This window comes from Vicinamibacterales bacterium (assembly GCA_036504215.1).
GTDB lineage: Bacteria > Acidobacteriota > Vicinamibacteria > Vicinamibacterales > Fen-181 > FEN-299.
In genome coordinates, this window is sequence record DASXVO010000040.1 from 182604 (window position 1) to 203546 (window position 20943).

The 20943-nt window shown below is 64.0% G+C and carries 18 protein-coding genes; 12 read left to right on the forward strand and 6 right to left on the reverse strand.

Going from position 1 to position 20943, the window contains the following annotated elements; all coding sequences use genetic code 11:
- Positions 1–324: 324 nt before the first annotated feature.
- A complete protein-coding gene (locus VGK32_12740; GenBank protein ID HEY3382633.1) occupies positions 325–510 on the reverse strand; it encodes a hypothetical protein in 186 nt (61 codons plus the stop codon).
- 749 nt (positions 511–1259) lie between these two features.
- On the opposite strand from VGK32_12740, the gene VGK32_12745 reads away from it, so the two are divergent.
- Complete coding sequence (locus tag VGK32_12745; protein HEY3382634.1) at positions 1260–2696, forward strand: hypothetical protein; 1437 nt, start codon at positions 1260–1262, stop codon at positions 2694–2696.
- Positions 2697–3028: 332 nt separating this feature from the next.
- Here the strand turns inward: VGK32_12745 and VGK32_12750 are convergent, their stop codons facing one another.
- On the reverse strand, positions 3029–3517 hold the full coding sequence (locus tag VGK32_12750; GenBank protein HEY3382635.1) for a hypothetical protein: 489 nt from the start codon (positions 3515–3517) through the stop codon (positions 3029–3031).
- A 922-nt stretch (positions 3518–4439) separates the two neighbouring features.
- Between VGK32_12750 and VGK32_12755 the strand changes: the two genes are divergently transcribed.
- The 3 genes from VGK32_12755 (at position 4440) to VGK32_12765 (ending at position 9495) form a co-directional block, all read left to right on the forward strand.
- Positions 4440–7829 (forward strand): TM0106 family RecB-like putative nuclease, encoded by a 3390-nt coding sequence (locus tag VGK32_12755; GenBank protein HEY3382636.1) that lies wholly within the window; start codon positions 4440–4442, stop codon positions 7827–7829.
- A 172-nt stretch (positions 7830–8001) separates the two neighbouring features.
- Entirely contained in the window at positions 8002–9015 is a 1014-nt protein-coding gene (locus VGK32_12760) for a hypothetical protein (GenBank protein HEY3382637.1), read from the forward strand.
- Positions 9016–9024: 9 nt separating this feature from the next.
- Entirely contained in the window at positions 9025–9495 is a 471-nt protein-coding gene (locus VGK32_12765) for a hypothetical protein (protein HEY3382638.1), read from the forward strand.
- Positions 9496–9639: 144 nt separating this feature from the next.
- On the opposite strand, the gene VGK32_12770 is transcribed toward VGK32_12765, so the two are convergent.
- Both VGK32_12770 and VGK32_12775 read right to left on the reverse strand, forming a co-directional pair.
- Entirely contained in the window at positions 9640–11760 is a 2121-nt protein-coding gene (locus tag VGK32_12770; protein HEY3382639.1) for a family 16 glycosylhydrolase, read from the reverse strand.
- A 178-nt stretch (positions 11761–11938) separates the two neighbouring features.
- Entirely contained in the window at positions 11939–12595 is a 657-nt protein-coding gene (locus VGK32_12775; GenBank protein ID HEY3382640.1) for a hypothetical protein, read from the reverse strand.
- A gap of 1239 nt (positions 12596–13834) precedes the next feature.
- Here VGK32_12775 and VGK32_12780 point away from each other — a divergent pair.
- The 3 genes from VGK32_12780 (at position 13835) to VGK32_12790 (ending at position 15033) form a co-directional block, all read left to right on the forward strand.
- On the forward strand, positions 13835–14101 hold the full coding sequence (locus tag VGK32_12780; GenBank protein HEY3382641.1) for a GIY-YIG nuclease family protein: 267 nt from the start codon (positions 13835–13837) through the stop codon (positions 14099–14101).
- 255 nt (positions 14102–14356) lie between these two features.
- Positions 14357–14665 carry a type II toxin-antitoxin system RelE/ParE family toxin gene (locus VGK32_12785; GenBank protein HEY3382642.1) on the forward strand — a complete coding sequence of 103 codons (309 nt, stop codon included), beginning with the start codon at positions 14357–14359 and terminating at the stop codon, positions 14663–14665.
- Entirely contained in the window at positions 14662–15033 is a 372-nt protein-coding gene (locus VGK32_12790) for an addiction module antidote protein (GenBank protein HEY3382643.1), read from the forward strand. Before VGK32_12785 ends, VGK32_12790 begins: the two co-directional genes overlap by 4 nt.
- Here the strand turns inward: VGK32_12790 and VGK32_12795 are convergent.
- Both VGK32_12795 and VGK32_12800 read right to left on the reverse strand, forming a co-directional pair.
- Complete coding sequence (locus VGK32_12795; protein ID HEY3382644.1) at positions 15008–15160, reverse strand: hypothetical protein; 153 nt, start codon at positions 15158–15160, stop codon at positions 15008–15010. The genes VGK32_12790 and VGK32_12795 overlap by 26 nt on opposite strands.
- Positions 15161–15298: 138 nt before the next feature.
- Entirely contained in the window at positions 15299–15430 is a 132-nt protein-coding gene (locus tag VGK32_12800) for a hypothetical protein (GenBank protein ID HEY3382645.1), read from the reverse strand.
- A gap of 239 nt (positions 15431–15669) precedes the next feature.
- On the opposite strand from VGK32_12800, the gene VGK32_12805 reads away from it, so the two are divergent.
- From VGK32_12805 to VGK32_12825, 5 genes are all read left to right on the forward strand, one after another.
- Positions 15670–16266: a dihydrofolate reductase family protein gene (locus VGK32_12805; protein HEY3382646.1), complete on the forward strand. Its 597-nt coding sequence runs from the start codon at positions 15670–15672 to the stop codon at positions 16264–16266.
- A gap of 453 nt (positions 16267–16719) precedes the next feature.
- The gene (locus VGK32_12810) at positions 16720–17070 is read left to right on the forward strand and encodes a DUF2200 domain-containing protein (GenBank protein HEY3382647.1); all 351 of its coding nucleotides are present in this window, start codon (positions 16720–16722) and stop codon (positions 17068–17070) included.
- A 427-nt stretch (positions 17071–17497) separates the two neighbouring features.
- Positions 17498–18697, forward strand: a complete 1200-nt coding sequence (locus tag VGK32_12815) for a ParB N-terminal domain-containing protein (GenBank protein ID HEY3382648.1) — start codon at positions 17498–17500, stop codon at positions 18695–18697.
- Between the two features lie 214 nt (positions 18698–18911).
- Positions 18912–19568, forward strand: a complete 657-nt coding sequence (locus VGK32_12820; GenBank protein HEY3382649.1) for a (Fe-S)-binding protein — start codon at positions 18912–18914, stop codon at positions 19566–19568.
- Positions 19569–19787: 219 nt separating this feature from the next.
- Positions 19788–20897, forward strand: a complete 1110-nt coding sequence (locus VGK32_12825; GenBank protein ID HEY3382650.1) for a hypothetical protein — start codon at positions 19788–19790, stop codon at positions 20895–20897.
- Positions 20898–20943 lie beyond the last annotated feature (46 nt).

Here is a 20943-nt window from a genome sequence, read left to right on the forward strand (position 1 = left end):
AAGGTGTTCACGCCGCAAGGTGCACCTCCTGGAGAAAGCCGGCGAGCGCGGTATCGAGGCGGTCGAATGCGTGTTGGCCGTGGGCGGAACCCGTGGGCTGGAGCGACGCGGCCGGTCGAAGCGCGCGGGCACGGTCGCACTATCTGTCGCCGGTGTCGCAGGAGCAGTCGTGACGGCATCCATCATCGGACGGGCATCCACGGACATCGCCATCCCTCGGGTAGACGCCCTCACCGAATGCTCCGTTGTTGTCTGCTGCCTGGGGTGTGTACCTCGCCGCCTCGATGTTGTTCGCGGCGGCGAGGTCCACAGGGTGGGTAGTTCTCAGCGATTGACCTTCTTCACCGCGTCACGGATTGCGCGGTCCTCGGAGACGCTTCTGTTCCAGTGGTAGGACGGATGGTCGCGACCGGTATAGACGTTCCCGGAGTCGGTCGTGACCGTTGCCGTCACACCACCCTGTTCCTCCTTGGTTGAGACGTGGACCACCTTCTCGTTGTCCTTCGACATAACGTACTCCTTTCCCGAGGTTCTACTCCTTGCCGACGGCCCATAGTCCCCCGATCGTTTGGACGCCGGAAGAGGCAACAAGTAGCAACAACTCGCTTGATTCAGGTAGCAATAAGTAGCAACAATCTCGCGTGACTCGCCCCAACCGGTTGCCCCGTTCGAGAGCCAGTCGAGCTGGTCGCCCCCTTGGCCACCGGTTTCGGCCTGCACAGCTCGCGGAGATCAGAGCCGCAATCAAGCTCAAGTACACAACGGACGCCCGCTTCTATAGAGCAGCTGAGCAGGCGGCACGGGCCCCGAAGTTCGCTCGTTTCAAGCCCCCAGGTGATGTGGAAACGGTGGCGAACGCGTACAAGAGGATGTTCAGCGGTGGCTCTCTTCCGCTTCTCTATCGGCGTTTGGCAGAGGAGTTGTTGGGCGTCCCTCTCGACCCCCAACGCGCGCTACGTGAGGCGCAATCCGATGCTCGAATCGCAGAGAATCGTCAACCGGTTGTCGCGGCCCCTTTCACGCTGACGTCCGAGAGAGCGAGCGCTCTTCGGCAGTGGGCTGATTATCGGCTGTACCCGTCACGCAGGCTGCGAGCGATTCGTTGCGCGGTTAGGACGGAAGCGGAGTATTTCAGGGTTGGGTTCAAACTCCTATCGGACGAGGGGCGACTGTTCGGAGACGCCTCCATACCTTCGCAGGGAGCTGAACTGCTCGTTCACATCGGCCGGAACGATTTCAGTCGACCACGTCAGAACATCATGGCCGGCGACCTGTTCTTCACTTACTACAGGAACGGCATTCGGACGGAGCCTGACAGGAAGCTGTTCCCGTCAGAGTCGTGCTTGAGCGTCACGCTCGAACTGACAATCGATGACAGCTACAACGCGCGCGTGTCTCTTAACGACGAATGTCTGTTGTCCTCCCAAGTGATTCCGGAGATCTGTCATTGTGTTGCTCTGATGGCTTGGGGCGACGGCAGTCCCTTTGATATTCAGATCGATCACTGCTCGACTGAGTGTGCGGTACCTCAACCTGCTCACGCCTCTGACGAGGACTCTGACGCCCCGATGCGTCTTGCTCACGTCTCGACATTCCCGCCCTTACACTGCGGAATCGCCTCATTCGCCACCGACATGATTGCGGCGGTACGTAATGTCGTTCATTCGAAGTACTCGCTCCACTATGGCGATGCTCCGGCGCCGGACGCCGTGTGTAGCGCAGATGTCAGGTCGCTTGAGGCTCTTGCTCATTTGGCCCGAGTGATCTCAGCGAGCGATTGCGATGCCGTCTGCCTTCAGCACGAGTTCGGGATTTGGGGAGGAAGCCAAGGAGAGCATATTCACGCTTTCTTGGACAACCTGTCCAAGCCGGTCGTGTCTGTGCTCCACACGACGTTCGGACCGCACGTGCGGAGCGCCGTGCAGGACGGGATAATGCGACGCCTTGTTGAGCAGAGCGTGCGGGTCATTGTTCTAACCGACTTGGCGAAGACCTCTTTGGTGGCGCTTCTGAACTCGTACGGTGAGAAGATCGTTGTCCTACCCCACGGAGTCCCGGATGTGCCTTTCGCAGCACCTCCTGCGAGGTGGAAACGCGGCAGGTCCGGACGTCCGTGTCGTTTGATCTCCCCGGGCTTCTTGCGCGGGTCGAAGGGTCTCGAGACGATGTTGATGGCGCTTCGCCAGTTGCTCGAAGACGGCCGGCCAGTGCGTTACACCATCGCCGGCCAGTCGCAGGTGCAGTTCGAAGGGCAACAGAGGTACGGCGAGCAATTGGGGTCGCTGGTGAACGCGCTGGGGCTCGAGTCAGCCGTGGAACTCGATGTCAGGTACCTGACGCTGGAAGAACAGATCGAAGCGATTCGCAGAAGCCACGTGGGGATCTTTGCGTACCAGGACGCTGGGCAATCGTCAAGCGGAGCGCTGCCACTCGTGTTGTCTGTGGGAAGGCCAGCGATTTGCACGCCGTTCGAGTACGCGAGGGCCAAGGCACGCGAAGGTTCGGCAATTCGCCTCGCAGAGGACTTCGGCACGCAGGCAGTCGTTCGGGCGGTCGAGACCCTGCTCGATGGCCAAGACTACTTGGAGGCTGCCGAGCGCGCATATGCGGCGAGCCGTACGTGGATCTGGAAGGAAGTAGGCGTTCGGATTCGAGACGAGTGCCGACAGGCACTTTCCCCTGGCGGGACGCCGTAAGCCGCCGGGTTCGGATTGCCCAAGCGGAGCAGAATGACCACGGTGACCAGGGTCTTGTCCCGTCAAGTTCCACATGTGGTTCCCCACCGCGACGGATGAGACAGGGTACTGTGGCGCTGGCGTAGGCACGGAGGTCGGCCACCACTTCGGTGCTGTGAGCCCGTCGTCAGGTTGGACCGGGAGTCGGTCTCGCACCGCATACTGTGACCACGCGGGTGTCCCTCCAGGTGTCCCTCCCCTGGGACGCACGCCGGAGCGCGCTTTGTAGACTGTAAAATCACCAACTCCACGCCACGCCGCTGGAGCTGGACACGGATGTGTTTCCGCAGGGGCTACACCTTACGTCCCATCTGGCGAACAGGTGCAGACTCGGCCATCTCCTCCAGGCGTCGCCGCGCCTCTCGCTTCCCGATGTTCTGGATCCTCGCTAGAGCGGCGAGAGTCGTCGTACGCATCCGAACACGACCCTCACGACTTGCCCACTGAACCACCGCCTGTCCACTCACGCCGAGCAGCTGTCCAAACTGCGTCTGCGTGAGGCCGAGGCGGGCGCGGAGCCCTTTGAGGCTATTCGAGGTCGGACGCAGCTTGCCGGCGTGCTGGGTCGCGTCCTCGGTCTCCTTGGCCACCATGACCGGCGTCACTACCTTCACAAGCTCACGACAGGTCCGATTCACGGCGGCGATCTGACGGCGTAGCTCTGCGACGCTCTTCTTGAGGCGGACATTGTCACGCCTGAGGGGGGCTAACTCCGTCCTCACTTGCCTCCTGGCGACCCGCTGAATCTCCTCCCGAAGCACCTTGGCCACCATGTTTGCCATATGTGATTTCCCCGCTGTTGGTTACCTGAGATGAACCGCCACCATGGCTTGCCAGTATTGCCGCTTCTTACGAGAATTGCTACTGATCCCATTAGGGGGACGGGTCGACAACAGGCCTTGTCGTCGCCTACCCCTTGCCCTTTGCGAGCAACAAGGCCCGGCTCCGGCGCCGTCAGGGGCGGCCGTGCACTCGGCGGGACTATCCATAGGTCATGTGGTCTTCGTCCTCCTCAGAGTCCGTCGGCGATGACGGCATCCTCCACTTGATGAAGCGTTCGACTGCATCCTCCGAACTGAGAAGCGTCCTCGCCACCGTCATTCGCGACTCGAGGTCCGCCCTATCGGCTGGTTCCATCGTTTCGGCGTGCCGCTCCAACTCCTCGAAGAACCCTCAAAGGGCCTGTGCTTCCTTCCACGATCTTGGGATGGCTCGGAGTTCTTCGAGTGATCGCTGCTGCGCTTCGGTGCAGGCTCGTGCTTGTTCGCGCCTGCGACACACCCGCCGCTCAGCTTCGGCCGCCCGAAGCTTTGCTTCAGCTCGTTGGTCAGCGTCCGAGCCAACTGGGCGATCTGTGGCGCCGCTGCCTCGAGTGCCGTGGCGATGTCGGCGACGCGGGCCGCCAGATCGCCGGGCCCGTCCTCCTGCCACTGCTGCGACCATCGGTTCTGCTACTGCCGGTCATCGGCTACCCCTACCATCGATCGGTATGCCTGGCGGAGCAGCGACTCGCCGTCGCGCGGACCCCCGTCGTAGTGCCACCACGGGTCGTACCGGCGCTCTCGGTGGGTGGCGAACTCGCCTCCCTGATGGCCCAACGGAGGAGGTGCCGCAGCGTCGCCATCAGGTGCTCGACACCGACTTCGCCACCGCGGACGGGCCGACGACCGCGATGGGCTTCCCTGCGGGGTTACACTCTCAGGCATGTTCATCGACGATCCCGGCGCCGCCCTGCACCTCTCCGCTACTGATCTGGCGGTCTTCCTTGGGTGCCGCCGTGGGATCGCCTTGGAGATGGGCGTCGCGGCCGGGAAGTTCGCCCGTCCGCACTTCGACGACCCCCGGCTCGAGGCGCTCTTCCGGAGGGGCCTGGATCACGAGGCGGCGTTCGTCGACTCCCTGAAGAACGCCGGGGCGTCATCGATCGTGGAGCTCGGCGACGTGAAGGATCGCCTTGAGGCCGTGGAAAGAACGACCGCCGCCATGCGATCCGGCGCCGACGCCATCGTGCAGGCCGCGCTGGGGAACGACCGTTGGTACGGCCGTCCCGACGTCCTCAAGAAGGTCGCGGGAGCGAGCGCCCTCGGGCCCTGGTCGTACGAGGTGGTGGACACGAAGCTGGCGCGCGAGACCCAGGCCGGATCCATCCTTCAGCTCGCCCTCTACTGCGATCTCCTCGAGGCGGTCCAGGGCGTCAGGCCGGCGTACTTCCGGGTCGTGACTCCGGACGCCGAGTTGCCGTATCGCCTTGACGACTACGCGGCGTACTTCCGCCTGGTTCGCTCAAGATTAGACGCCGCCGCGCGCGAGGACGACGCTGTGCTTGCGGCGGCGAACTACCCGGAGCCCGTGGACCGCTGCGACATCTGCGTGTGGTCCGCAGAGTGCGAGCGGAGACGGAGGGCCGACGATCACCTGTCGCTGGTCGCCGGCATTACGCGCATCCAGCGACGCGAGCTCGTCGCGAACGGAGTGGCGACGCTCACGTCGCTGGCGCAGATGCCGATCCGGCCGATGCCTTTTCGACCCAGGCACGGCGCCGCCGAGGCCTACGAGCGGTCTCGCGAACAGAGCCGCCTCCAGTTCGAAGCCCGGACCGCCGGCCGGGTCTTCGAGCTGCTGCCGATCGCGCCCGGCCAGGGACTCTGCCTGTTGCCGGAACCGTCGCCCGGGGACGTCTTTCTCGATCTGGAAGGCGACCCGTTCGCCGGGCCGATGTCCGGGCCGCCCGTCCTGCGCGGGCGCGAGTACCTCTTCGGGCTCGCGGCGATTGGGGCCGACGGGACGCCCGCCTACCGGGCGGCGTGGGCCGAAACTCCGGAGAAAGAGAAGCTCGCGTTCGAAGCGGTGATGGACCAAATCACAGCCGCGAAGGCGGCGCATCCGGGCATGCACGTGTACCACTACGCGCCCTACGAGCCGAGCGCGTTCAAGCGCCTGATGGGGCGCCACGTGACCCGCGAGCGGGAGGTCGATGCGCTGCTTCGCTCCGAGACGTTCGTTGACCTGTACTCGGTCGTTCGGCGGGGGCTTCGCGCGGGCGTGGAGCGGTACTCGATCAAGAGCCTCGAGCAGTTCTACGAGTTCACGCGCGACGTGGACCTGCGCCAGGCCCGCGTCAACCTGCAGGCCATGGAGCTCGCGGTCGAGCTCGGTAAGGTCGATGATGTGCGGCCAGATGTCCTGGCCGCTGTCGAGGGCTACAACCGGGACGACTGCGTGTCCACGCTGCGACTCAGGGATTGGCTAGAAAGCCTGAGGGCCGACGTGATTGCGGGCCGGCGGACGCCGATCGGCGAAGAAGGTGCGATCGACGTTCCTCGTCCGGAGATCAAGTCGGGCGACCCATCGAAGCCGCTCGACGAGCGCCAGCAGAAGGTCGAAGATCTCCGCCTTCGACTGCTGAGCGTGGAAGACCCTGGGCGGCGCCTCCTCGCGTATCTCCTCGACTTCCATCGGCGCGAAGACAAGGCTGCCTGGTGGGAGTACTTTCGCCTCCTGGGCCTGAGCGACGAGGATCTCCTCGACGAACCGGGCGCCGTGAGCGGCCTCGAGTACGATCGCGACCTGCGCAAAGAGAAGAAGAGCACAGTCCAGCGCCATCGCTTTCCGCCCCAGGAGATGGAACTGAGGCGCAGGCAGAAGCTGACGCTGGGCGACCAGAGGGCCTGGGGCGAGGTCGTGTCCGTCGATCGCCTGGCGAGGACGATCGACGTCTTGGTCGGCCCGTCGAAAGCCAGCCTGCGCCCGACGTCCGCCTTCGCGCACGACCACGTCGACGCGAAGGCGCTCGAGGACGCGATCTTCGCCGTCGGTGAGGGCGTCGCCAACGACGACGCGGATCCGCTCGCCCTGGAGCTGCTGTATCGCCGGCCGCCGAGAACTCGGGACGTCACGAAACTGCGCGACGGCGTCCTAGCAATCCAGGGGCCTCCCGGAACGGGTAAGACCTACTCCGGGGCCAAGATGGTGTGCGACCTCGTGGCCGAAGGCAAGAAGGTCGGGATCGCAGCCACCACCCACAAGGTGATTCGAAACCTGCTCAAGGCGATCGCGGCCGAGGCCGCGGAACGCAAGGCGTCCGTCGCCTTGGCACACAAGCCCGGAAGCGACGACCAGAACGGGGAGGACGGGAACGGTCAGGCTGCGATTCGGGCCGCCACCACGAACGAAGAAGCGCTCGGCCTCATCGCAACGGGGGGCGCCGATGTCCTGGGCGGCACGGCGTGGCTGTGGGCCAGGCCCGAGTTCGCGAAGAGCGTGGATGTCCTCTTCGTCGACGAGGCCGGCCAAATGTCCCTGGCGAACGCCGTCGCCCTGACGCGGGCGACGAGTGCCCTCGTCCTGCTCGGCGATCCACAGCAGTTGGATCAGCCGAAGAAGGGCTCGCACCCGGACGGCGTGGACGTCTCGGCGCTCGAACACATCCTCGGCGGGGCGCAGACCATGCCGGAAGACAAAGGCGTCTTCCTCGCTGACACATGGCGCTTCGGCTGGCCGATCTGCCGTTTCACCTCGGAGGTCTTCTACGAGGGCAAGCTGCGGCCGACCGCGGAGAAGAACCTGGAGCGGCAGCGCCTATCGGGCGGGCCGATTGACGGCGCGGGGCTCTTCGTGCTGGACGTGGAGCACGACGGGAACCGCAACGGATCAGACGAGGAGGTCCGGGCGGTCGTCGCCTTGATCGAGAGACTATTGGCTTCAGATTCGACTTGGATTGATGACCGGGGCGCAGTGCGCCGTGTGTCGACCGACGACATCCTGGTGGTGTCGCCCTACAACGTGCAGGTGAGCCGCCTTACTGAGGCCGTGCCGCCCGGCGTCCGCTGCGGCACCGTGGACAAGTTCCAGGGGCAACAGGCCCCCATCAGCGTCTACTCGATGGCCACGTCGCGGCCAGAAGACGCGCCGCGGGGGCTCGAGTTCCTCTACAGTCTCAACCGGCTGAACGTCGCCACTTCGCGCGCGAAGTGCGCGGCGGTCGTCGTCGCGTCCCCGCGCCTGTTCGAGCCGGAATGCAAGACGCCCAGGCAGATCCAGCTCGCGAACGCGTTGTGCCGATTCAGGGAGTTAGCGCGTTCACTGGTGCTCTAAACTAAGCGTGAGCTTACGACACCGCCGACTGGCCCCCTCCTCGCCACCCCACCCGGGGCGATCAGGGTTCTCTCTGGCCTCCCTAGTGTCGAGAGATGTCTGAGCGTGTGCGCGAATGCGAGACGCCGGCCGTGCGGTTTCTATCACCGCTGAGGATGGCGGCGAACCCAGCATGAGCCGTCGACAACTGGGTGCGTGTGTGGCATTTGATTCCGGTGCACGCGACTACAGAAGTCCCGCCGCATACCTGGGCGCCGGCGCGCATCCGCGATCCGCGGCCGCCGTCTTCGATCGCAACCTCGGGAACTTCAGATCGCCACGCGAACGGAGCTGGCTGCCAGCATCAGAACGAGTGTACGACTTCAATTCGCTGGGGTTTCGCGGACTCGACTACGACCCTGACGCCTCGTTGCGGGTGTTTGTCTGCGGGTGCAGCTACGCGTTCGGCATGGGCGTTCAAGCGGATCGCACATGGCCCGTCGTGTTCACGCGTCTCGCAGCTGCGACGCTAGGTACGCCCATCGAAAGAAGCCACGTCCAGAACTTCTCGCAAATTGGCGCGTCGAACAACTACGTGGCGCGGACGCTCGTCAAGCAGTGCCATCTCGCGCCGCCGACGCTCGCCATCGCCGCATTTACGCACAACAATAGGATCGAATACCTTGACGGTCAAGAAATTCGAAATCTCGGATACTGGGACGTCCGTCTCGACGATGAGTTTCCCCAGCGGCCCGACTCGCCGGGCCGACGTTTCTTCCGTCAGTACTCAGATCGCACAGGTCTGCAGAATCTCCTCACCAATATGGTGCTCTTCCAGAGTGCGATGGAGAGGCGTGGCGTGCCCTATATCATCGTGTGGATTGACGTCGAAGGGCTCCACGCGGCACGGACGACGTCGAGCCGAGTGTTGAGTGACTACAGCGCAGTGCTGAACCGGTCGCGAATCAGCCGACTGTCAATCAAGCAAGCTGGCATTCTCGTGGACACCGTCGAGGGGCACCCGGGCCCTCACTCTCACCAGCGCTTCGCCGCCGCTCTGGTGAAGGAGTTCGAAGGGCGTCTCCTGACACGCCGCTCTTCCAACCAGGACGGCCATACCGCGGAGACGCTAGACCTCGGCCGTCGCCTGAAACGAGCATCGGCGGATCGCCTCGCCCGCTGCGCCATTCGCGTCGCCGCTCGTTAACGTCCGCGCGTGATGCGCCTGGTGTTTGGCGACAATCTAGCTGTTGAGCGTTTCGCAGGTGAGCGGCCTATCGAGATCGACCTGGAGCGGCGCGCATGGACTTCGGCGGGCAGATGCCTGCGCGCCGCGTACGCGGATTACATCACTTCTGATCTCTTGCGGTTCAATTGCTGGCTGAACCTGCTGACGGCTCAGGAGTTCATCCTCGCGCGCGGCTGCCGGCCAGATATCTCGGTACCGGAATGCTGGTTCCCCGAGCAGGGAAGAAGCAGCCCGGTTCTCGATGAGCTCCTGGACCTCATAGGTAGTGAATCGGTTTCTCTTGCGGTGCGGCCATCCCCATCACGAGGGGGATTTGGCGCGCGACTCGACGCGGCCAAGAGCCGGCTCCGGCATTCTCAAATCGACGCCGTTCTTCGCCGTATCGGCCGACGGAGGAGACTCCGCCGTGAGGATCCAAACATCTATTCCTTGTGGTGATGTCGCTGGCTCATGCAAGCGCATCGCGCGCGTCGAGCGCGTGTTCCCAGTCGGTTCGGAGTTCTCAGTGAGTGCTTCCGTCCGGTGAGATCAGGCCTCAGGTTGCGGATCAACGCCGTGCCGATCGACGAACGACTGGACAGTCTAACTGGCTGTCTTCGCCCCTCGAGAATCAACCACCGAACAATGTGCCACCCTTACCGACATCACGGAGCATGCGGCCGGTAGACATCGATCTCGGAGCCTCCCCGCGAGCTCGCGCGATCGACATGGCCACACATTTAGGTGGAACCGCATCGGAAGGTGAGGAATCGGCGTGGGGTCCCAATTCGCGCGTCGATGGACGAGCCGACCATCGACATACCAACGCAGCTGATCAGGCGACCATTCAATGGAGTAACTGTGATGATCCTCGGTTGCATCAAAGCCGAGGTCGACGAGAATAGGCGTGCCGCGGTACCCGTAGTCGAAACGAGCACCGCTGCCCCCAGGATTGTAGTAGACGTTTGTCAGCATATGCCGCGGATGTTTGCCAAGAAACTCAATATCTATCTCCTGCCGTGGTGAGTCTCGATGAAGAAATATCCCTGTGACCACACCCGGCACTCGCGACGGTCTCAGAACGGCCTCAAAGCGCCCGTGCAAGAAACTCCCATGAGAAGACAGGGCGGCCGAGCTGTACTTCCGAACCCCGACATCTTCGCGGCGGAGGACGATCTGAGCAGGCCCGCAACCAGTAGTAACGAAGTTCGACGGCCTAAAGAGGGCGAGATTTCCTGGGAACGTGTCGTCTCGCAGCCGCCAAAAGGCGAGATCCGGTACCCGGAAGTCATCGATAAACGCGAATGAGTCGGTTTGCTCTTTGGGTGTAGCGTCGGATCTCGTCGCTGATGGTACGCCTCGCCAAGACATGAGCGGCGGCGCGATCCAAGGCGAGTCGTCGAACTTCAGCCTTCGGATGCGCGCAAGTTCTTCGGCGCGTCCCTCATCGGCGGAGTCCTCCAAGAACCGATGCCCCAGGTCATCGCGGTAGGGATACGGGCTCGGCGGCGGCACGCAGCGAAGGAACTCACAGAGAAGCTTCCACATCCTCGGGGCTCCAGAAGGCAGTACCAGGGACCGCGCCCGCCACCCTCCTATCCCACCGCCAGGTTGGACCACCGAAGTCACGGACGCCTTCTCAAGACGACCGTCTGTCATGTCCATGAGTGCTTCGCGATGTCCAACGAGCTCTGGGGCGTTGACACTCAGGAGCATGCGACCATCAGGATAGATGTCGGCCAGCTGTTCGAGGTAGCCTGTAAGTCCCGCAACGTTGACGTAGGCGTCGAAGATGCGGTCTGGATCGCGCCGAAGGAGCCGGCGCAACTCAGCGTCTGGAAGCCTGTCAACGTCGCTGCAGCAACGATATCCCAGCATTGACAGCGCCATCGCAAGCGACGACAAACCGGATCGGCTGGGTCCAAAGGCAAGAACCGGCCTGAGGGGCGGGCGTCCGCGGAAAGCTCCCGGGGTCTCACTGTTTATGATGCCGACCCGCGAAAGGACTGGGAGAACGGAGTATGAGTTACTCGACCTCTCATCGAGCCGCTGATAGATCACGGCCTTGACTGTTCCATAGACCTTCAATCGACCAAACTGGTGATTCAGCCAGAGGTCGACAGGACCGCGGACTGGAAGAGACCGTAGGAGCCTTTCCGCTCCGCTCTTGGACAGCACATAACCGGACAAATACCACAGACCCCGAAACGGAGAGAACAACGAAGGCGACACTCGGACCTTTTCAGCTCCATAGTCGACCTCGCGATATGACACATAGAGAATGTCGAGGAGGGGGGCATCAGTTTCGGCGGCGGGCAACTCCGACCAAGCCTGGTCAACCACACGCGCGAACCGTGGATGAAACCAGACATCGTCTTCCAGCACCATCGCGTATGCGTAGCGGCCGGCTGCAATCCTTCTCCACACGTCGATGTGCGAGCACGCGACGGCGATTTCTTGCGGGCTCATCCTAATTGGCATGTCCAGATCGAGTCGATCGGGCGACGCCAGCGGATGAGGATCCACAAACAGCTGGTCACCGAGGGTGTATGTGGACTCTACTAGCCCGTCTCGGGGATGGTCGTGATCTTCACGAGCGTCCACCGCCGAAACCCGAGTCGCCCGATGCGAAAGGGGAATCCCTGACGCGTCGAGCACGTTATCCAGCTCATCGACCATCCGACGCCAGCGATCGAGCTGGCGATCGAGATTGATCACAAACACGTGCTGGATCGCGCCGCCGTGAACTGGAGAGTCTCCAAATGCTCGGGACCGTTGCCTTCCAAGAACGCGGCGCGTTCGCAAGGCGAACTGGTACGCCATTCTGAGGGGTGTGCTTGGGAGCCGGACGGAGTTCATAGGGACACGAATCGAGATGGGCGGTCGCCACTTGACCCCAACGTCACCGCAAGAAGTGCTTGCGATTCGACAGCCGCCAGTTCCTAGCGTCAGCTCGGTAGCTCAGTGGCCACACACTTGTGGCGAACCTGTTCCAATTCTGTAAAATCGTCAACGCAAGGCTGGTATCAGCCTCGTCACAAATGAGCGCCTGCGCAACAAGGCTCGCCGTGAGATTACCAGGACCGGTCGTCGATTGAATCTCCGGGAGTTCTCCGGATGCGATTCCATTAAGGATCCCCGTTGACCGCTCAAGGGCACGAAGGACGATGGCGTGCCCTGGTGGCGCTATTAGCGGATTATTGTTGAAGTAGAAGATCCAGTTCTGCGAATCCGCGCCAGGTCGGGTAAACACTTCTGACGGCACCATTGTTACGGACGGCACGTCATAGCAGAGTGGATGCAGCTTCAGACACCCGTCATCAAAGAGCGCATCCAGACTCTGACCGCTGTAGACATCGTCAACGTCAACGTAGCATCCGCCACGCAAGCCGATATAGCACAAGCGAAAGTAATCGGAACGCATAGCAGGGTGGTAGCAGGCGTCGAGCGCCTCAAGGTGACGAGCCTCCAAGTTGTCGGCGACGAAGCGTCTCGCCGATGTATCGTCAAAGCAAGTCAGCACGAACCCTGCGCTGCGGAGTTGGCGCCAGGAGTCCATGCAAATCCTGACGTCATTGGGGACCTCAAGAGGATTGTCCCAGAACTGGATAATCCTCTTCGGAACCGACGCGACTGCGTATCGGTTGTTCGGTCGCGAATCAACTGCGCATTGAACGAGGTCACGGACGAACCTCGATCGAAAGCCGTCGTCTTCCGAGCGCAAGATCGCGACCGATTCGTGATTCACGGGTAGCGAGAAAGACATTGAGGGCCGTCCGGCGGGTGTACACCCGCGGGGGATAGGAGTGGGCGTGATGGCTCGAAATGCGCTGGGACGCACGTGAAAGCATGTGCCGTAAACGCGGCGGTCTCCGCAACGAGGGCGGTAACTACGAGACGGACGACCGCGCGCCAGTGCCCATCGCAGCTAGCGCGTGCGGTCGTGAGAGCTCGGCGAGCTAGCCGGATATGAGTGGGTGGCTTCACTCTGAAGCCATCGTCAGGCATCCCCGGCGCAGTGTCGGACACGGCGGCGGAACAGTCAAGGGAAAGTGCGCGATAGGGAACGTGCGAAACAAGTTTGTCGAGCACACTCGCAGCATATTCCAGGAAGCAGCGGACTTGATCGCCTCTCGCGGAGGCCAGATTCTGCGCCCGATCAGCTTGGGGCGAATCGTCCCATCAGCGCGTCTACCAGCGCGGGCAAGAGAAGCGAACCCGCGGCTGACACGGGGTCACCGAGCGACGACCCTGCTGCTCACATCATTTTTGGGGCGGTCCCCCTGCGTGAGGGGCAATACGACCCTTTAAGGTATCGCGCCTCGGGTCGTATCGCTGCGTCCGGCAGCGGCGGCTCGCTGTTCCTGATCTGGCACCTCGCACCTCGGCCGTGCGTGCAATAGCGTGCAAGGTGCCACGGCAACGCTGGCATTCACGGCATCGTCGGCATTGTAGAATCTGTAAGTTACACATTCTAAAGGAGCTGACAGAGTTCGAATCCCACCCTCTCCGCCATCCTTCGCCAAACGCTCGCTTCGCTCGCGGCTCCGGATGGCAGGCCGCGTCACGAGTCGCTTCGCTCGCGGCTTCGGATGGCAGGCCGCGTCTGCGAGCCCCCGCGAAGGATGCCCCCCGTAGCCAGCGAGCGTAGCGAGCGCTCTGGGCGAAGGGGGGCAGTTCTTGCGACCTCAATCCCGGTCTCGCACGCCTGGAGTTGCGTACTCGCCAACCGCGGGCCGCGGCTTCCTGCGAGTTCACGACAGATCCCAGCTGGCGCGAAGTTCGCTCAGGACCGGGCGTGCTCTATCCACCCAAGCGATTCGTCTACATCATCGTGAGCGTGAACCACCCGGACCGTCGGTACGTTGGCGTCACGGCAGACGCCCCGTGCCGTCTGAACGCCCACAACGCCGGACAGAATCGGTCAACGGCTCGGTGGAGGCCATGGCGGCTCGAGGTATGTGTCGAGTTTCGAACCGAATGGATCGCGGGGCGCTTCGAGAAGTACCTGAAGTCCGGAGCGGGGCACGCGTTCGCGAATCGACATTTCGTCGATGAACGCTGAGGGAACACCCGCCGCTGCCCGGTTGCCATCTCCGCGGCTCGACACGGTCCCGTCTGGGTTCGATCCTTCGCCTGAATCCTCCCGGGCTGTTCTCGGTCTCATGCGCCATGGCCTTTGAGATCTGAGCGCGAGGTAATCGCGGGTCGACTGCCGCGATCTGTCTCGTGGCTCCTCCGGTTGCGGATTGGGACTCGAAGAGCTACTTCGCATAGCTCCTCGGACATTGACCGGCTGTAGCCACAGGGCTACAGTTGAATGGTGGTCGAGTTGCGCAAGACCGCCCGCTTCGCCCGGTGGCTCGATGGTCTGCAGGATACTCGGGGCAGAGCGCGAAACGAGGTTCGCATCGAACGACTGGCGGCGGGAAATCCGGGGGACGTCGCGCCAGTGGGCGAAGGCGTGTCCGAGTTGAGGATCGACGTCGGTCAGGGGTACCGCGTGGACTTCGCCCAACGGGGACGCGCGCTGAGCATCCTGCTTGCGGGCGGTAGCAAGCGCACGCAGGCGGCAGACATCAGGGCCGCGCTGCAACTGGCGCGCGGTCTGTCTGAGTCGCTGAGATGAAGAAGAAGACGGCGACGACTCGGTACGACGTGGCGGAGCATCTCAGGACACCCGAGGAGATGGCCGCCTACCTCGAGGCGTGCTTCGAGGAAGCCGGGGGTGAGGCGGCGTTCGTGGCCAAAGCGCTCGGCGACATCGCTCGAGCGAAGGGCATGAGCCAAGTGGCCCGCGACGCCGGTCTCTCGCGCGAGAGTCTCTACAAGGCACTCTCCGGCGAGCGCAGCCCGGACTTCGACACGATCCTCAAGGTGATGGGCGCACTCGGGTTGCGATTGCACGCGGAAGCCGCCCACGACCCAAACACCGCAGCGCTTCAATCCAACACGAGCAGCTTTCTGCTGCTCAAGGCTCGTCGCTCTCGCCGATGATCTTCGCGTACTTCATCCCGGCCTCGGGGTCTGCGCCCGCTGCTGTCATGACCCCGCACACACGAGCGCCTCCAGCCTTGGCGGCGCGGCAAAAGGCGTGCGGGTAGGCGATTTCGATCTTGCGCAACCTCCTCCTCGAATCGGTCCATGCTGACAACCACCTCGGAGACCTTGGGGTCGGCGAAGGCGTCCGCCCACGTTCCCCGTCGCGCCCAGCACGATCGCCGAGTACTGCGCCTTCGCCTCTGCGGCTGGCATCGTCACGTCAAAAGGCCTCGATGCCCTTGTACTCCGGGATCGTGACGCCGCCGGGCGTGAAACACTGGCACGTCGCGACGGCCTCCAGTTCGGTGACCCATCTCACCATCCAGGAGATGGTCGACGGCAAGAACGTCACCTGGCTCGAGCACGTAACGGACGTACCTTACACGCAACAAGCGACGCCGACGGCGCCGACGTCCACCAGATGGCGCAAGATCACCTCGACACCTCCCGAACGCTGGCCGCGGGTCCGAGGGACAGCGAAGGGCTGCCCCGGTTCGTCGAGGCACATCCGTCTGTCGTTCTGCGAACGAACTGGGCGAACAGCGCGCGATCCCCTAAACTAAGTCTCCGGCCCCAAAGAGGAACTTCGCCATGTCGAAGGTTGTCGCGCTCATGTCCATGTCGCTCGACGGCTACGTCGCCGACCTCGACGATGGCGTGGCCGAAGTGTTCGCCTGGTACTTCAACTCTGGTGACGTCGAGTTCCACACGGGCGGGGCGGATCCGATGACGTTCACGGTGTCCGCGCCGAGCGCCGAGCACCTTCGTGGTCTCGTGTCCGGGCTGGGCGCCATGCTCACCGGTCGACGCACCTTCGACAAGGCGCACGGCTGGGACGGAAATCACGCGTGGGGGCCGGCATTCGTTCTGACCCACCAGATCCCCGACGGATGGCCGCGGCCCAACTCGACGGTCCACTTCGTCACCGACGGCATCGAAAGCGCCGTGCGCCAAGCCAAGGCCGCCGCCGGCGGGAAGAACGTCGGGGTCCACGGCGCGGACATCATCCAGCAGCTCTTGAATGCCGGCTTGCTCGACGAAATCCAGGTCGACATCGTGGCGCTGCTTCTTGGCTCCGGCGTTCGACTCTTTGACCACCTCGCTGGCACGCCAGCCGTTCTTGGCAACCCGACGGTGATCGCGGGCGTCGGCGTGACCCACCTGCGCTACCCGGTACGCAAGGCGTAGTTCATATGCGCCCCCTTCGCTATTCCATCAACGTCACTTTGGACGGGTGCTGCGATCATCGGGCAATAGTCGCGGACGAAGCCCTGCACGGTCACGCCGCCGAGAACCTCGCCAACGCCGACGCGCTGCTCTTTGGCCGGGTGACGTACGACATGATGGATGCGGCCTGGCGGCCCGTGGCGCAGACGGGAGTCAGGCCTGAGTGGATGGAACCCTTCGCCCGGACAATTCACGCGACAAAGAAGTACGTCGTGTCGAGTACCCTGGACCGCGTCGATTGGAACGCGGAGCTCGTGCCCGGGGATCTCGGGCAAGCCGTTCAGCAGCTCAAGGCGAAGTCTGGCGAGGGCCTGCTCGTGGGAGGCGTGAGGCTCCCACTCGCGTTGTGGGTTCAGGCGCGGTGGCACTGCGGTATGAGCCGATTCGCAACCAACCGCAATAGAGGGATCGCCGATGACCGAGCATCGCATCTACACCATGAAGTTCTCGTCGGTCTACCCGGCGTATGTGAACAAGGCGACGCGCAAGCAGCGCACGCAGCAGGAAGTCGACCAGATCATTCGCTGGCTGACCGGCTACACCGCGGCCGGTCTCAAACGGCAGATCATGCGTGAGGTTGACATCCGCACCTTCTTCGCCGAGGCGCCGGCGATACACCCGAACACCGCGCTGATTACGGGCGTGGTCTGCGGCGTGCGCGTCGAGAATGTCGAAGACCCGCTGATGCGGAAGATCCGCTATCTCGACAAGCTCATCGACGAACTGGCCAAGGGAAAGGCGATGGAGAAGATTCTGCGGCAGTAGGGAACCAGCTCGCCGAACGACCCCATCGCCCGGGATGCGGAGGGCGGGAGCGCCACAACAGCGCCCCTGCGAACACTCCCAGGCGGACGTCCGGTTCACGCGTCCTGGACCATCATCGTCGCGCCTGTCCGTCGCGCCGGTCCACGCCCAGTGCCGGTTCTGGCTGATGTCGGCTGACTCGTTCACCCACCCCCGCTCGCGATCGATCGCCGCGCGAGCCACGGCGGGGGGCCAGCCAGGCCGGCTCGCGCTCTTTCAGCCAACAGTGTGAGACGTGAACGTGGGACCATCTCCTCTCTGAGCCATCGCCGTAACCTATCAGTGTCAAAATGGCAACACCACGAGGGCTTGTCGAAAGCTCATCCAATTCGATATAAATGTTCGTTTGGATCGCGCGCCATTCGGACAGCAACACAACAGGTGATTCGTGTCTGACCTTCGAAATTCGTCCGGTCCCATCGCGGCGGCAATCGGCAGGTTTCGGTCCGAGGAGTTCGACGCCAGCATCTTCGAGAAGGTCGCCGGCCAAGACGACCAGGACTGTTTCGACCAGGACGAGAGCCTCGAGGCCGAGGAACCGGCGCCCCAGCGCGAAGGACTGCCGGCCGGGTTTCGCATGCGGCACGACGCGCACTACGTCGAGGAATTGGCGTCCAGGAACCACGCCGGGCGCATCCACCTGATCTCCACGAGCGAAATCGACGATCCCCGACCCGACGAGGATCGCGATCTTCAACCCCTGGTGGCCTCAGTCGCTGACTTCGGCGTCCTCGAGCCGCTGCTGGTCCGCCGGCTGGCCAGCGGACGCTGCGAGCTGATCGCGGGATCGCGCCGCCTGGCGGCGGCGATCGCGGCGGGCCTCGAGAGGGTGCCCTGCCTGGAGCACGCGGCCGACGACGAGCGGGCGAAGGCACTGGCCGATGCCGCGCGCCGCCCACGCCCGCGGAACGGACACCAGGTTCGGGAGTTCGACGCGACACCTTCGACCGCGACGGCCCACGCCGAGATCGGCCAGAGCCTCGACGCCATCGGTGCATGCCTCCATCTCTTCCGCGACGCGACGCGTCCGGAGCCGGAACGGGTCGCCCTGGATCTGATCGCTGCGGAGGTGTGCCGGGCGACGTGGCTGGTCCAGGCGCTCTCGGTGCTGAACGAAGACCTGCCCATCGCGAACGCGACGGTCGATCTGGGGTCGGTCGTGAAGCGGATCGCTCGCGCGTTGACGCCAGGCAGGCATCGCGCCGGCGCGACGATCGAGATCGACGTGAGCGCGTCCGACATTTGCGCCCGCGGCGACGAGCCGCTTCTGACGGTCGCCATCGCGGGGACCGTGATGGCGCTGCAGGCCGCCACGGAACGGGTCGGAACGGCCGTCGTGCGGGTCCGAGTCGGCGAGGGAGCGGACGGCCGCGTGAGCGTCGAAGCGACACAGGAAGCCCTGAGGATGCCCGCCGCATGGCGCGCCAGGTTCCTCGACCTCCAGTGGACCGACAGGCCCGGGGGGCGCCGAATCGCAGTCGCCCTGGCGGCATCTCGCCGCATCGCCGAACTGCACCACGGGACGCTGACCATGGAGGACGTCGACCACGGCGGCTGCCGCCTGGCGCTGTCGCTTCCACGCGTATGACAGTCGTTCCCGCGGCGCACGCCGCGCAACGCCGTCCCGCTCGCAACTCGAGGCTCCTGGATACGTCCTCCACGCTCGGGGTCTGAAGACCGCCGATTCCCGCCGCCCTTGCTCGACGACCACGTGAAGACCGGGTCCGAAAGCGGCCAGCCGCGGCGATGCCGCTCTGGCATACTGCTTCCTGCCTTTCGCCCGACGGAGGAGTGCCACATACATGCCGCGATTGTTTGCACCGGGATGCGCGCTCGTGCTGCACAAGCCAGCACTCGCAGCCAGACTTCACGAGTTCTTCTCTGCCGATGGGGAGGAGGTCGCGGTGCTGGACACCTGCTGCAGGAATCACCCGGAGCTGCCGCCAGGCGCCGAGGTCATCAACGTCTGCCCGGGATGCGATCGGCGGTACCGCGAGCTGTACGACGGCCGCATCTCGACCGTTTCCGCGTGGGAACTGCTCGCCTGCAGCCGGACTTTCCCGTTCCCTGATTATCAAGGCGTCGAAATGACCGTCCACGACGCCTGTCCAACGCGCAACCAGCCCCGCGTTCACGAAGCCGTGCGCGCCCTGCTTCGCCGGATGAACGTCACGGTCGTCGAGCCCGCCTGGGCACGCACGAAGGCCGTCTGCTGCGGCGACAGCTTCGTCGGACTCGCCAGCGATCACAAGGTGCGGGCGCAGATGCTCAGGCGGGCGGCGGCAATGCCGCGCCAGCAGGTCGTCGTGTACTGTGTGTCGTGTGTGAAGGCGATGCACATCGGCGGCCGCACGCCGCGCCACCTGGTCGACCTGCTGTTTGGCGAGGACTCGCCCGTCGGCACTTTCGAGCCCGGCGCCTGGCACGCGCAGCTCGACGAACACATCGCCGCGCATTGACCCCCGGTCTTGGCTTGGGGAAGACACCCTGACTTCACGGAAGTTCTCTCATCCGTGATGCGTTGGACGAATGTGCCACTATCATTGGGGTCGAGCGGAACGTCGGAGCCAGATGAAGCCCGACACAGCCGTTCCGCGACAACGCCTGGGAAGCATGCCGGTGGGCGGTGTGCCAACGGCAGGGCTCGGCGTGAAGTCAGAACTTCAAGGAGAGAACCTATGCGACGTTCCTGTCTCGCAGTTGCCGCGGCGATCGCGGTGTTCGCGTCGGTCGGTTCTGCCCGACAAGCCCCGAGCGCCGGACCGTACAAAGTGCTCGAGACCGCGAAGGTGGGCGGCTTGGGCGGATTCGACTACATCTACGCCGACGTCGCCGCGCGCCGCGTCTACATTCCGCGCGGCGCGGTGCAGGGTACGCCCCCCACGCCCGCCCGGGTAACGGTCTTCGATCTCGACACGCTCGCGCCGATCGGTGAGATTCCCGACATCAGGGCCAATGGCGCGGCAGTCGATCTCGCGTCGGGCCACGGCTTCGCCAGCAGCAAGCCGGTCGCGATGTGGGACACCAAGACGCTGAAGGTGATCAAGACGATCGACATGCAGGGCAGCGGGGACGGCATCCTGGCGGATCCCTTCAATCAGCGGATCTGGGTGCTCAGCCATCCGACGCAGGACGCGACGGTCATCGACGCCAAGGACGGCACGGTAGTCGGCACGGTGGCGCTCGACGGCGTGCCGGAACAGGCCGTCAGTGACGGCAAGGGCCGTATCTACGTCGTCATCCAGGACAAGGCCAACGTCGCCGTCGTCGATGCCAAGACGATGAAGGTCACCGCGCACTACGACTTCATCGAGAAGGCGAGCCGGTGCAACGGCTTGGCGCTCGACGTCAAGAACCATGTGCTCTTCGCGGCGTGCGGCCAGTCCGGGAATCCGCCGGTGACGCCCGCGCAGCCGATGATGGTCGTTCTCAACGCGGACGACGGCAAGATCATCACCACGCTGCCGCTGGCCGGCAGCTCGGACGGCGCGGTGTTCAATCCGGCGACCATGGAGGTCTTCAGCTCGCACGGGAACGGAACGATGACCATCGTCAAGGAGAACGGCCCGACCAGCTTCGAGGTGGAACAGAACCTCCAGACGATGGTTGGGGCCAAGTGCCTCACGCTGGATACGAAGACCAACCACATCCTGACGATGGCCGCCGAGTACGGCCCGCCTCCACCGCCGCCACCCCCCGCCGACGCAGCCGCGCCGGCCGCGGGACGCCGTCCCGTTCGCGGCCCGATGCTGCCGGGCACGTTCACCATTCTCGTGGTCGGAAAGTAGACTCCACCGTCCCACGTCCTCCGGGGCTGCCGGGGGGCGTGGGCGC

Excerpts from the sequence above, each read along its gene's own strand:
- VGK32_12745 (HEY3382634.1), top strand. The coding sequence starts at position 1,260 with ATGGCCGGCGACCTGTTCTTCACTTACTACAGGAACGGCATTCGGACG.
- VGK32_12805 (HEY3382646.1), top strand. The coding sequence starts at position 15,670 with ATGTCGAAGGTTGTCGCGCTCATGTCCATGTCGCTCGACGGCTACGTC.
- VGK32_12820 (HEY3382649.1), top strand. The coding sequence starts at position 18,912 with ATGCCGCGATTGTTTGCACCGGGATGCGCGCTCGTGCTGCACAAGCCA.
- VGK32_12740 (HEY3382633.1), bottom strand. The coding sequence starts at position 510 with ATGTCGAAGGACAACGAGAAGGTGGTCCACGTCTCAACCAAGGAGGAA.
- VGK32_12825 (HEY3382650.1), top strand. The coding sequence starts at position 19,788 with ATGCGACGTTCCTGTCTCGCAGTTGCCGCGGCGATCGCGGTGTTCGCG.
- VGK32_12790 (HEY3382643.1), top strand. The coding sequence starts at position 14,662 with ATGAAGAAGAAGACGGCGACGACTCGGTACGACGTGGCGGAGCATCTC.
- VGK32_12755 (HEY3382636.1), top strand. The coding sequence starts at position 4,440 with ATGTTCATCGACGATCCCGGCGCCGCCCTGCACCTCTCCGCTACTGAT.
- VGK32_12775 (HEY3382640.1), bottom strand. The coding sequence starts at position 12,595 with ATGGACTCCTGGCGCCAACTCCGCAGCGCAGGGTTCGTGCTGACTTGC.
- VGK32_12760 (HEY3382637.1), top strand. The coding sequence starts at position 8,002 with ATGAGCCGTCGACAACTGGGTGCGTGTGTGGCATTTGATTCCGGTGCA.
- VGK32_12785 (HEY3382642.1), top strand. The coding sequence starts at position 14,357 with ATGGTGGTCGAGTTGCGCAAGACCGCCCGCTTCGCCCGGTGGCTCGAT.
- VGK32_12810 (HEY3382647.1), top strand. The coding sequence starts at position 16,720 with ATGACCGAGCATCGCATCTACACCATGAAGTTCTCGTCGGTCTACCCG.
- VGK32_12750 (HEY3382635.1), bottom strand. The coding sequence starts at position 3,517 with ATGGCAAACATGGTGGCCAAGGTGCTTCGGGAGGAGATTCAGCGGGTC.